The organism is Streptomyces sp. PKA51, assembly GCF_057552455.1.
The window spans coordinates 126,535-138,177 of sequence record NZ_BAAJPZ010000003.1 but is presented as its reverse complement, the minus strand read 5'-3'; the positions used below and the strand labels follow the sequence as shown (position 1 = coordinate 138,177).

Here is an 11,643-nt window from a genome sequence, read left to right as displayed (position 1 = left end):
CCGGACCCGCCCAATGGGTACGGAGATGGACGAGCACGCCTGGAACCGTCGCCGCTTCCTCGGCACCACCGCCGGGGCGGCGGCCGCGTTCGCCTCGGCCTGCGCGCCCGGCGGCGGCACCCCCGCCGCCGGTGGCGCTCCCGCCGAGAACGAGCGCCCCGGCACCCCCGACTGGCGCCTGACCCACCGCGGCGCCGACCGCGCCGTCGAGGGCTACGCCGACCGGGTGAGCGTCCTGCCGGGTGAATCGTTCCGGCTGCACGTCTCCGTCGGCGCCCCCGGCGCCAGGGGCTTCCGCGCGGAGGCGTTCCGCATGGGCTGGTACGGCGGGGCCCAGGCCCGCCGCGTGTGGGCGTCGGAGCGCATCCCGGCCGGCCCGCAGCCTCTCCCCCGCCCCACCGGCCCCACCCGCACGGTCTCCGCGGACTGGCCGGCCACCACCGAGGTGGCCACGCACGGCTGGCCGGAAGGCTCCTACCTCGTCCGCCTCACCGCCGATTCCGGTGAGCAGCGCTACGTACCCCTGACGGTCCGATCGGCCCGTACATCCGGCCGGCTGGTGCTGGTGAACGCGACGGGCACCTGGCAGGCGTACAACACGTGGGGCGGCCACAGCCTGTACTACGGTCCCGGTGGCAAGGGCGACTACGCCTCCCGTTCGCTCGCGGTCAGTTGCGACCGCCCCTACGACCGGGACGGTGCGCCGTTGTTCACGACGTACGAGCAGCCGGCGGTGGCACTGGCCGAGCGGCTGGGGCTGCCGCTGGCGTACGTCACGTCGATGGATCTGGACCGTGAGCCGGCGCTGCTGCACGGCGCGCACGGCGTGGTCTCCCTCGGCCACGACGAGTACTGGACGCCGGCCATGCGGCGCGCCGTCACCGCCGCCCGCGACGCCGGTACGAACGTCGCCTTTCTCGGTGCCAACGCCTGCTTCCGCCGCATCCGGCTGGAGCGCCGCCTGGTCGTCTGCTACAAGACCGACTGGCACCTCGACCCGCTCGCCGGCAGCGACGACGCGGCCGTGACGACCGACTGGCGCGAGCCGCCGCACCCGGATCCGGAGAACTCCCTCACCGGCACGCTCTACGAGTCCAATCCGACGTCCGCCGACTACGTGGTGACCGAGCCCGGCCACTGGGTCTTCGAGGGCACCGGTGCGGGGCGCGGCACCGCCTTCCCGAACCTGGTCGGCACCGAGTACGACCGGGTGGACGCAGGTCCCGGCACTCCGCGTCCGCTGCAGATCCTCGCCCATTCCCCCCTGGTGTGCCGCGGGGTGCGGTCCTTCGCGAATTCCGGCTACTACACGACCGCGAGCGGTGCGGGCGTCTTCAACACCGGCACGATGCGCTGGGTCGAGTCGCTGACCGGCGACGGCGGCCACGGCATTCCGCCGGCCACGGCGCGCTTCACCGGCCGGGTGACCGCCAATGTCCTGCGCGCCTTCGCCGCCGGTCCGGCGGGCCGTGCGCATCCGGCGCAGGACAATGTCGACGCCCACCACCCGTACGCGGGCGATCCCATCCAGGCCCACCGCGATCTGTGGTGAGACGAGGCCGGACGCTCACGGGCGGCCGAACCAGCGTTCCAGGGCCGCCCGCAGCGACCCGTCCTGCGGCGGCCCGGCCCAGCACACGTACCCGTCGGGCCGTACGAGCACGGCGTCGGCCCCGGTCGCGGCGTCCGCGACGAGGCCCACGCGCTCGCGCCACGGGCCGAGCAGGTCCTCGGGGGCCCGGGGCGGGGCCAGCAGCCGGCCGCGGCCGTCGGGAAGGCGTACGCCGGGCATGCGGGCGCCGAGCAGCGGGTGCGGCGGGGCGTCGGGCATGGGGTAGCGGATGCCGAGGCCGGAGACGAGCCCGGCGACGTACCGGTTGGCGTCGGGCTGGGCGAGCACCTCGGCCACGAAGTCCCGCAGGACGTACACGTCCTCGTCGGGAAACCCCAGGACGCCCTGCGCCCGCGTGTTGCGCAGGACACCGGCGCCGACGGGGTGCCGCTCGGCGTGGTAGGTGTCCAGCAGATCCGCTGCGGCCCGGCCGGTGACGACCGCGGCGAGCTTCCAGCCGAGGTTGAAGGCGTCCTGCACCCCGAGGTTGAGGCCCTGGCCGCCGGCCGGCAAGTGGATGTGGGCGGCGTCCCCGGCCAGCAGCACCCGCCCCGCGCGGTACCGCTCCGCCTGGCGGGCGGCGTCGGTGAACCGCGACGCCCACCGCACCTCGACCAGTTCCGGCCCTGCCCCGCCCGCCGGTCGCAGCGCCGCCCGTACCTCGTCGTCCGTCACCGGCGCGTCCCGGTCCCGTTCCTGCTGCTCGGGGCCGCCGAAGAGAAAGCGGAAGACACCCTCGCCGAGGGGGATGAGGAACGGCTGGTCCTCGCGGGCGTCGTAGCGCGGCAGCGACCACTGTGTGGGCAGCGTGCCGTTGTCCGCCAGGACGACGTCGGCGACCACCATCGACAGGCGGCCGTCGCGCCCGGGGAAGGCGATGCGCGCCTCCTTGCGCACGTGGCTGCGCGCGCCGTCCGCGCCCACGGCGTACGCCGCACGCAACCGGCGCGTCGTACCGTCCGGGGTGGTGACGGTCGCGGTCACGCCGTCCGCATCCTGCACTAGCCCGGTCAGTTCGTGCCCGCGCAGCACGGGGACGTCGTACGCAGCGAGGTTGTCCTCCAGGAACTCCTCCACGCGCGCCTGCGGGATGCCGACCTGGTACGGGAAGGCGGTGTCGAAGACGTCGTAGTCGAGCGGGATGCCGGCGAAGTGGCCGGTGGGCACGGTGGTGAGCGCCCGGTCGAGCACCGGCTCCAGCCAGCCGCGCATGTCGAGCATCTCGGCGGTGCGCGGCTGCAGGTTGAGCGCCTTGGACTGCCCGGAGCGCACCGGTTGCCGCTCCAGGACGACGACGCGCACGCCGGCGAGTCCGAGCTCGCCCGCGAGGGTCAGCCCGGTGGGGCCACCCCCGACGACGATGACGTCGGTGTCGACAGTGTCCGTGCCGGTATCCGTGCCCGTGCCCGTGTCCAAGTCCGTGTCCATGGCGGCCACCCCTCTCACGCTTCGCGTCACGCTTCGAGCCCGCTACGGGTGACGTACCACTTGTGGAACCAAATCAGTCCCGCCAGCACCACGAGCCACTGCGCGGTGCTCACGGTCGGGACGAGATCGACCGGCAGCGTCAACGCCAGCACGACACGCACGCCGGCGTCCAGCGTGAGCACCACCCCCCACACCGCCGTGATCACCCTGATGCGCCGCCGGAACAGGGGGTTCGCCTCCCACTGCGCCCGCCACTGCCGGAAGCCGTCCTCGCCCACCTTGGCCACGATCAGGGGCCGGAACGCCGTCAGCATGAAGGGGCTGCGCGTCGGCAGCGTGCCCAGTACCCACAGGCCGACGAGCGCGGCGAGCCAGCTGTCCCTGACCAGGAGTGTGCGCGGATCGCCGGTCACGAGCGTCATCACCGACCCGATGACCAGCACGGCGAGGGCGAACACCGCCATCCCCTCGATCCTGCGCCGACGCACCATCCCGTACCCGATCCACGGCACGAGCAGCAGGCTGCCGGCCAGGAGCGCGACCCACTGGCCCACGCCGGCAGCCCGCAGCCCGTAGTAGCAGGCGAGCGGCAGCCCCAGCTCGAACAGCAGCTGCTTGAGCGCGTAGCGGCGGACGGCGGCGGCCTTCTCGGCCCGCGTCCTCACCGGGGTCACCCCGGTCGTCGTTTCGGTCACTGTCGTTCCCCCCGTCTTGTCGTTCTTGTCGTGGTGTTACTTGCGTGTCGCCCGGTCGAAGAGGTCCGCGAGCTCCCGCCCGCACCGGGCGATGTCGAGCCCGGGGTCGGTGGCCGCCCGGCTGACGACGGCGTCGATCGCGCTGCGGATGGCCAGGGCCATCACCCACGGGTCGAACTCGCCGAATTCACCGGCCGCCTGAGCCGCTCTCAGCCTGTCGGCGATGTCGTGCAGGAAGGCGTCCATGGAGGCGTCGAACTCCGGCATGCGGGTGTTGGTCAGCACCTCCACGACGGCCGGCAGGTGCTTGGGGTACTCGCCGAGCGCCGCGATGTTGGACTCGATGTGCGCCCGCAGCCGCCCCCGCGCCGTCGACTCGGCCTCGATGCGCGGCAGCATGTACGCGCCGACGACGCGCATCACCTCGCCGACGACCTCGCGCATGAGGTCGTCCTTCCCCTTGAAGTGGTACGAGATCATCCCGGTGCTGCTCAGCCCCGCACGCTCCGCGATCCGCGCGAACGTGGCCTTGCCGTACCCGAGATCGGCGATCACCTCGATCGCCGCCCCCACGATCTGCGCCCGCCGAGCGGCCTCCGTGAACGTGCGCTCCTGCTCGGCCGTGCGGTTGTTTGCTTGCATGAGCAAGACGGTAGCGGTCGTTTGCTTGGCCGCGCAAGAGGTTGCGCAGCCAAGCTGAACCTTCGGCACGAGGGCCTGCCCGGAGGATCACGCAGCGCCCCGTCAGGGGCGCGGGGCAGTGTCGACCCGGATCTGCCGGACAGGCCCTAATGCGGCGGCCTGCAGGACGACTCGGCCCAGTTCCCGTCGTACGCCGACTGCCGGGGACCGGTGAAGTACTCGGCGTCCTTCGGGCGGGAGGCGTCGCGGCCCGCCGGGCGGGGGGCCGGGATCAGGTGGGGTATGTACTTGGAGCAGTGGATGTAGGCCTCCTCCACGGCGAGGTGCACCCACATTTCCGGGCTGCGCCCCGGGGCGACGTCCGTGGGCAGGTCGGGGTGAATGCGGCGCAGGTCGTGGTCGTAGTAGAGGCGGGCCACGCCGTTGACGTGCAGTCCCACGTGATGGTGGGTGAAGTCGACGAAGAGCATGCCGAGATGAGGGTTTTCGAGGATGTTGCCGGCGCTGGCCATCACCCCGTTCCCACGGAATTCCGGATAGGCGAGCCCGCGGTCGTCCGTCACGTGGACGAATCCGGGCGGGCCGGCCCGGAAGCTGGCGTCGCATGCGCCGTTCGCGTCGGCGGTGGCCAGGAAGACCATGGCCTGGCGGCCGATGAAGTCCCGCATTTCGGGGGTGAGATGGTCCCGGACCTGCTGGTCGTAGAACCGGGCGGCGCGGTCGGCGGTGCCCATGTGCTGCTGCAGCCGGAGTTCACCTGCTGATGTCACGAAGAGTTCTCCTGGCGGGACGGTTCAGGGAGTGGAAAGGACCGGCGTTTCGAACGGGTCGTGGTGGATGCGGGAATGCGGCATGCCGTGGAGGGCGAGCGCCTCCTTTGCGGAGGCGACCATCTGCACCGGGCCGCTGAGGAAGGCGTCGTGCTCGTACCACGGCCCATACTCGGCCAGAACCTCCGGCAGGGACCCGCGAATGCCGAAGCTGTACTCGTCGGACACCGCGGCCTTGACCGTCAGCCAGTGATGGCGTTGCGCCATCCGAAGCATGTCGTCCATCCCGTACAGCTCGGCGCCGGTCCGGGCGCCGAGGAAGAGGCTCACCTGGTGGCCCCCGCCCCGGCGGGCGACCTCCTCGACCAGGGCGCGGATCGGGGCGAGGCCGGTACCGCCGGCCACGAGGAGCAGCTCGCGGTGCTCGGCCGCGTCCAGGATCATGTCCCCCATCGGCGGGCCCAACCGGACGACGTCGCCCACCGCCGCACGGTGCACGAGCGCGTGACTGACCGAGCCACCGGGCACTTCGCGGACGTGAAAGGTGAGCGTGCCGTCCTGGCGGGGCGCGTTGGCGACGGAGTAGTAGCGCCAGCGCTTCGGCCACCACGGGGTCTCGACGCTCACGTACTGGCCCGCGGCGTAGGCGTAGGCGTAGGCGCCGTCGGGTCGTACGGTGATTTCGGTGATGCCGTTGCCTCGTGGAAGGCGGTGCACGACGGTGGCGGTCCACGCGGCGGGCCGCACCGCCTCGTCCTGCTCCGCCGCACTGATCATGACCTGGGCGACGGTGCCGTACGCCTTCGTCCAGGCCGCGGCGATCTCCGGGGTCCAGGCGGACCCGGCGTACCGGGCCAGGGTGTCGAGAAGGCACTCGCCGACGGCCGGGAAATGGGCGGGAAGGGCGCCGAACTTGCGGTGGTCGCGCCCGAGGTGCGCGCAGAAACGGATGAGGTTCTCGGCGTCGTCGACCAGGTCCACGATGCGCAGCAGCGCGCGCAGAAGGCGATCACGTTGGGCGTCCATCCCCTGCGGAAACATCGGACGGACTTCGGGATAACGGGCGAAGAGGATGGCGTAGAAGTAGACGGTTATTTCCCCTGCGAAGGGCTCGACCACGGCCAGGGAAGCCCTGATGAGTTCTATCTCGTGCGGGGACAAAGGCGCTTCGGCGGTCTCCGCCGGCCGCCCGTCGGGCGCGGCGGCCTGGTCGGGCGCCGAATCGGACGGGGACGGGCGCTCGGAGCCCCTGCCGGAACGACTGATCCAGAACTTCAAGGGCTCAGCACTCCCCCGGAGAGGAAATCGCCCAAAGCACGTCTGAGTACCCATTCGGCATGAGCGGCAGGGAAAGCGGACCGGGCCAACGCAATTCCTCACTGGAGTACGGAGTCCGCGAAGCGGACGGAGTGCTTCCGGGTGGCATTCGATAGTCGATGAGGACCGGAGAGTAGGGAAGGGCCGTATCCGCTAGAAGTGGGGACGACATCTTGTCGAATGACCCCGACCCAGCCTTGTCGATGTGACGATTTAGGCCACATATTGACCCGCCGGTACCACCGGGGCGTCGCGCCTCCGTACGGATCCGGTCCAACGGCACGCGCTCGGCGGACAGCTCCCGCCATACTCTGGTCGTGACGCGCCGTCCGCAGAAGGGCCACAGATCGTGCCATCGGATGCCATCAACGAGCCGTACGCCGACCCTCTGGCGTTCGGGCAGCGGCTGCAGGTGCTGCGCACGCGCCGCGGGATGAGCCGGACCGTCCTCGCCGGGTTGCTCGGCCGGTCACCGTCGTGGGTGAAGGCCGTGGAGTGCGGCCGGCTCAAGACGCCGAAGCTGGAGGTGATCCTGCGGGTCGCGGAGATCCTCCGCGTGCGCGAGCTGTCCGAGCTCACCGGTGACCAGGGCCTGCGCGTGGAGCTCTTCGCCGGCCCGGGCCACGCCCGGCTGCCGGCCGTCCGTGCCGCCGTCGACGCCTTCCCCTGCGCCCTCTCGGGGCAGGCCCCACCGGTCGCGCAGCTGCGGGTGCGGCTGGCCGCCGCCTGGCGGGCCAGGCATTCCTCGGCCAACCACCGCGACGTCATCGGCGCGCTGCTGCCGGACCTCATCCGCGACGGGCAACTGGCCGTCCAGCAGGCCGACCGGGCGGCAGACCGGCGGGCCGCGCAAGCGGCGCTGTCGGAGATCTACAGCCTGAGCCAGTTCTTCCTGGCGTACCAACCGGAGGCCTCGCTCCTGTGGCGTGTGGCCGAGCGCGGCATGGTCGCCGCACAGCAGTCCGAGGACGCGCACACCATCGGGGTCGCCGCCTGGCTGGCCGCACAGGCCCACCGTGACAGCGGTCCCGCACACTTCGACGCCGCCGACGCGGTCACGCGGGACACCCTGCGCTACCTGGCCCCCCTGCTGCCCGACGCGGCGGACGACGTCCTCGCCATTGCCGGAGCCCTGCGCTTCGAGGCCGGTTACACCGCCGCCCGCCGGGGCGACAGCGGCACGGCGTGGCTCCACTGGGACGCGGCCCGGGCCGTGGCCGACCGGCTTCCCGAGGACTACTTCCACCCGGTCACCTCGTTCTCCCGCGCCGTGATGGGCGCGCACGCCGTCACCGTGGCCGTCGAGCTGCACGCGGGCGGCGAGTCGGTGCGGCAGGCGGCCGCCGCGGACGCGCTGGCCATCCCCTCCCGTCCGCGCCGGGCGCGCCACCGCATCGAGGAGGCCCGCGGCTACCACCTCGACGGCCAGCCCGAGACCGCCCTCGCCGCCCTGGGGAGGGCCTTCGAGACGGCCCCGGAGACGATCCGCTACAACGGCCACGCCAGGACGATCATCCTGGCCGAGTCCGAGGCGAGGAGCCCGCACCGCCGTCGCCGCGCATCGGAACTCGCGGTGAAGGTCGGCCTGCTGGCCGCCTAGGCCGCTTCCCCCGAGGGGGGTACGAACTGTGCCCCCTCCGCGCCCGCACCACGCCTACGGCCCCCTTCGGACCCCGTCCCGCACGCCCCGAAGGAGTACCGTGTCCGCCTCCCGTACCGCCTGGCTCGCCCGGGCCTCAATCGTTCCCGCCGCGACCTTGGACCTGTGGCGGCTCGGGTGCACCGCGCCGCTGCTCGCCGGGCGGGAGTGGGATGTCGTGCGGGTCGACTTCGCGTTGGCCGTCGCCGCCGTGCGGCAGTTGAAGGGTGCGGGCCGGCACGTGGGGCCCTACCTGATGAGCGACGCCGAGCGTGCCACGTGGTGGCTGCTGCCGCTCGGGACGGGGTACCGGTTCGCCGGGGAGGGCGGGGTCGCCGTCCATCCCGGTGGCTGGGCGCTGCTCTCGCCGCCACCCACCAAGTACGTCGGCAATCGCGTCTGGGTCTTCCCCGAAGGGCAGCCCCCGGCCCTCACCTCGCCCGCAGAACTGCTCGGCGCCGTTCGGCAAACGTTGGGCTCGTCACACTCTCCCGTCACCGCCGGCCGGCTCGCCTAGGGTGCGGCCATGAAGATCATCGACCTGGCCCCGGGTGACGAGCGGCTCGTCACCGACTTCCTGCCCGTCCTGCGCCAGCTGCGCCCGCACCTCACCGAGGAGACCTACCCGGAGCTGTACGCCGAGGGTCACGACCGCGGGCTGCGGTTCTCCGGGGCGTACGACGCGGACGGCCGGTGCGTCGGTGTCGCCGGGTGGCGGATCGTCGTCAACACCAGCACCCTGCGCTCGCTGTACGTCGACGACCTCGTCACCGATGCGGACGCGCGGTCCGGTGGCGTGGGCAAGGCGCTGCTGACGTACCTGCAGGAGCGGGCGCGGGAGGAGGGCTGCCTGCAGTTCACCCTGGACTCGGGCACGCACCGCACCGACGCCCACCGCTTCTATCTGCGCGAGCGGATGTCCATCGTCGCCTTCCACTTCAGCAAGCCGCTGGACTGAGGTCCGCTCCGGGGACCATCGCCCTCCCCCGCACGGGGGAGAGCCCCCGTCCTCTGGTGCGATGTGCCGTACGGCCGCCCACCGGCACCGTTGGAGGCGATCCGAGGAGGAAACATGCCACGAAATCGCCGCCCGAGCCGTCCCTTCGTCGCCGCCGTCACCGCCCTGACGTTGTGTGCCGGCACCGCCGTCGCCCTGGGGGCGAGCGGTCCGGCCACCGCGGCCGAGGCCGCAGCGGTCACCAACGACGAGCCCTCGCTCACCGGTGCCGGCAAGCTCGACCGGCGCCCGGGCGACAACGTGCACTTCGCCATCGACGCCCACGGCCTCGGGGACAAGGCCCGCGGCAGCTTCTTCGTCAGCCACCACATCGACGACGTGTGGGGCGGATACTTCAAGGGCCGCATCGACTGCCTGCTGACCGGCGGCCCGGTCGCCGTGGCGACGGGCGTCGTCACGGAGGCCCACTTCGAGGGCAAGCCGGGCACTCCGCAGCTCGGGGACCTCAAGGGCAAGCGGTTCGGCTTCACCGTCCTGGACGGCGGCAAGGGCGGCAAAAAGGACCGGCTCGGCTACAGCTGGGCCGCGCAGGGCCTGCCGACGACCGGTGTCGATCTCTGCCAGAGCTCGGCTCCGATCGAGACCCTCGCCAAGGGGGACTTCACCGTGCACCACTGGCTGCCGCAGAGAAAGCACTGAGACCACCGGCAGGGCGCGCCGCATCGCAGGGGAGTGCGGCGCATCCCGCCCTGGCCAGAGCTGCTCACACGCACCACCGGCACCATTTTGTGCTTGTCCAGGGAAAAGCACTCCTCCACGCTCCTACAGTTGTGCCACCGCCCGACGCCATCCGTCGGTACGAGGTCGAGGAGAGCGTGATGCATACGGAGGAGCCACGCCCCGGGGAGCCGACGCTGCCGTTCTGGGTCGGCGCCGATCAGGACGACGAGGAGCAGGCCGACTCCATGGGGTTGTTCGGCCGCAGGGGTGAACCGGCCCTGCGCCACGTCCCCCTGGGCCCTCTCCGCCAGAACCTCGCGGACACTGTCGAAGCGCTGCAACTCCTGTTCACGGACATCGCCGAGCGCGGCGGGGTGTTGCCCCTCCGCGAGGCTCAGCTTTCGTTCCAGGTCACGGCGAACGGCGGGGTACAGCTCATCGGGACGGCGCAGATGCAGTCCGCGCGCGGCATAACCCTTGTCTTCAAGCAGTGATCGACAGCCGTGGCCCAATACCGAGCCCTGCTCGTCGGAGCAAGTGCATACGAGGCCCGAGGGATTCACCGGCTACCCTTCGTTCCTCACGACCTGATGCGCTTGGGGTCGGCCCTCAGAGGACGCGGGTTCAGTGACGTGGAAGTGGTCTGCAAACGGGAGGGCGGCAAGCAGATCTCGGCGAATTTCATCAACGCCCGGGTGAGCGGCTTTCTACGACGAGCCCGTACGGGAGATGTCCTCTTCATCCTGCTCAGTGGCTATGGTGTGCACGCGAACGGACGGGACTATCTGATTCCCGAGGACATCGACGAAGACACCGACCCCTTCGTCTCGGGCTGCGTCGCCATCGACTGGGGGCCGCAGCTGGACCGGACCCTCGCCGAACGCGTCGTCATCCTGATCGATGCCTGCCGTGAAGGGATCGAGCAGGATGTCATGGGTGTGGCCGACGTCAGGCAATGGGGCCTGCAAAGAGTCCAGGCAACGCTGCGCCGCAAGCTCGCTTACGTGTACGCATGTTCTCCGGGACAACTCTCCTTGTTCGTAGGCCCTCATGAGTCCGCGACCGTCGGGAGCGCTTGCGGTACTCGGCCCGGGGAATCCTTCAGCCTCTTCTCCCGGGCAGTGCGGGACGTCGTGGTCAACTCTTCCGGCACCCCCTCGCTCGGCGAGTTTCGGGACAGAGTGCAGGACCGGGTGACCGAACTGCACCGGGCATACCACAAGAAAGGTGCCCCCCAGCTACTGCGCGTGGTCACCGACATCCCAGCGGAAGAGTTCACCGTACTGCCACGTGCGGTCACCCAGTCCAGAACAGGCGCGACTCCCACTCCGCTGTCTGCGCCCCCTGTGCTGCGCGCCTCCGTAGCTGTTCCGCCGAAACCCTTCAGACCACCGAGACCCACGCTCCCCCCGGTGCTCCCTACCACCCGTCAACGGAAGCACTGGGCCAGGTACAGCGCGTTGGGGAGTGCCTTGATCGCATTGGTAGCCCTCGGTCTTTACGAGGGCTACCAATGGACCCAGTCCCAGTACTACGTGGGCGTGAAGGACAGCGACCACGTAGCCGTTTATCAAGGTGTCAACCAGGACCTCGCATGGATCAGCCTGAGCAGGCTGTACCAAGACCACCCCGAGATCGAGCTCAAGTACCTCCCGGTTGACCAGCGCAGCCGGGTCATGGCCACGATCGCCGTCGACAGCCGTGACCAGGCACTGCTGAAAGCCCGAGAGCTAAGCACTCTTGCGGGCGCCTGCAAGAAGGATGCGGAGCGCAAGAAATCAGGCACCTCCTCGCCCACGCTGACCGAGGCAGAAGAGAAGCTGGCCCCACAGTGCTCCGCGGTCGCACAGTAAGCGTTCACC

At 71.0% G+C, this 11,643-nt stretch carries 12 protein-coding genes; 7 read left to right on the top strand and 5 right to left on the bottom strand.

The features are described 5' to 3' along the window. Window positions 1-25 precede the first annotated feature (25 nt). Window positions 26-1,552, top strand: a complete 1,527-nt coding sequence (locus AC27L3_RS05690) for a N,N-dimethylformamidase beta subunit family domain-containing protein (protein WP_487232919.1) — start codon at window positions 26-28, stop codon at window positions 1,550-1,552. Window positions 1,553-1,567: 15 nt separating this feature from the next. Here AC27L3_RS05690 and AC27L3_RS05685 read toward each other — a convergent pair whose 3' ends face one another. The 5 genes from AC27L3_RS05685 to AC27L3_RS05665 form a co-directional block, all read right to left on the bottom strand. Then, window positions 1,568-3,040 carry an FAD-dependent monooxygenase gene (locus AC27L3_RS05685; protein WP_487232918.1) on the bottom strand — a complete coding sequence of 491 codons (1,473 nt, stop codon included), beginning with the start codon at window positions 3,038-3,040 and terminating at the stop codon, window positions 1,568-1,570. A 26-nt stretch (window positions 3,041-3,066) separates the two neighbouring features. Continuing rightward, window positions 3,067-3,735 (bottom strand): VC0807 family protein, encoded by a 669-nt coding sequence (locus tag AC27L3_RS05680; protein ID WP_487232917.1) that lies wholly within the window; start codon window positions 3,733-3,735, stop codon window positions 3,067-3,069. Window positions 3,736-3,771: 36 nt separating this feature from the next. Then, window positions 3,772-4,377: a TetR family transcriptional regulator gene (locus AC27L3_RS05675; protein ID WP_487232916.1), complete on the bottom strand. Its 606-nt coding sequence runs from the start codon at window positions 4,375-4,377 to the stop codon at window positions 3,772-3,774. A gap of 146 nt (window positions 4,378-4,523) precedes the next feature. Beyond that, window positions 4,524-5,111, bottom strand: coding sequence for a pyridoxamine 5'-phosphate oxidase family protein (locus AC27L3_RS05670; RefSeq protein ID WP_487233172.1), 588 nt, complete (start codon window positions 5,109-5,111; stop codon window positions 4,524-4,526). 60 nt (window positions 5,112-5,171) lie between these two features. Then, window positions 5,172-6,425: a globin domain-containing protein gene (locus AC27L3_RS05665; protein WP_487232915.1), complete on the bottom strand. Its 1,254-nt coding sequence runs from the start codon at window positions 6,423-6,425 to the stop codon at window positions 5,172-5,174. A gap of 388 nt (window positions 6,426-6,813) precedes the next feature. Between AC27L3_RS05665 and AC27L3_RS05660 the strand changes: the two genes are divergently transcribed. From AC27L3_RS05660 to AC27L3_RS05635, 6 genes are all read left to right on the top strand, one after another. Beyond that, complete coding sequence (locus AC27L3_RS05660; RefSeq protein ID WP_487232914.1) at window positions 6,814-8,064, top strand: helix-turn-helix domain-containing protein; 1,251 nt, start codon at window positions 6,814-6,816, stop codon at window positions 8,062-8,064. Between the two features lie 100 nt (window positions 8,065-8,164). Then, on the top strand, window positions 8,165-8,620 hold the full coding sequence (locus tag AC27L3_RS05655) for a hypothetical protein (protein WP_487232913.1): 456 nt from the start codon (window positions 8,165-8,167) through the stop codon (window positions 8,618-8,620). A gap of 9 nt (window positions 8,621-8,629) precedes the next feature. After that, the gene (locus tag AC27L3_RS05650; protein WP_487232912.1) at window positions 8,630-9,061 is read left to right on the top strand and encodes a GNAT family N-acetyltransferase; all 432 of its coding nucleotides are present in this window, start codon (window positions 8,630-8,632) and stop codon (window positions 9,059-9,061) included. Window positions 9,062-9,175: 114 nt separating this feature from the next. Beyond that, window positions 9,176-9,760 (top strand): hypothetical protein, encoded by a 585-nt coding sequence (locus tag AC27L3_RS05645; protein WP_487232911.1) that lies wholly within the window; start codon window positions 9,176-9,178, stop codon window positions 9,758-9,760. 179 nt (window positions 9,761-9,939) lie between these two features. Next, a complete protein-coding gene (locus tag AC27L3_RS05640; RefSeq protein WP_487232910.1) occupies window positions 9,940-10,275 on the top strand; it encodes a Pepco domain-containing protein in 336 nt (111 codons plus the stop codon). 9 nt (window positions 10,276-10,284) lie between these two features. Further along, window positions 10,285-11,634, top strand: coding sequence for a caspase family protein (locus tag AC27L3_RS05635; protein WP_487232909.1), 1,350 nt, complete (start codon window positions 10,285-10,287; stop codon window positions 11,632-11,634). Window positions 11,635-11,643 lie beyond the last annotated feature (9 nt).

Coding starts and splice junctions, on each gene's coding strand:
- AC27L3_RS05690 (WP_487232919.1), top strand. CDS start 26: ATGGACGAGCACGCCTGGAACCGTCGCCGCTTCCTCGGCACCACCGCC.
- AC27L3_RS05685 (WP_487232918.1), bottom strand. CDS start 3,040: ATGGACACGGACTTGGACACGGGCACGGGCACGGATACCGGCACGGAC.
- AC27L3_RS05675 (WP_487232916.1), bottom strand. CDS start 4,377: ATGCAAGCAAACAACCGCACGGCCGAGCAGGAGCGCACGTTCACGGAG.
- AC27L3_RS05670 (WP_487233172.1), bottom strand. CDS start 5,111: ATGGGCACCGCCGACCGCGCCGCCCGGTTCTACGACCAGCAGGTCCGG.
- AC27L3_RS05650 (WP_487232912.1), top strand. CDS start 8,630: ATGAAGATCATCGACCTGGCCCCGGGTGACGAGCGGCTCGTCACCGAC.
- AC27L3_RS05645 (WP_487232911.1), top strand. CDS start 9,176: ATGCCACGAAATCGCCGCCCGAGCCGTCCCTTCGTCGCCGCCGTCACC.
- AC27L3_RS05640 (WP_487232910.1), top strand. CDS start 9,940: ATGCATACGGAGGAGCCACGCCCCGGGGAGCCGACGCTGCCGTTCTGG.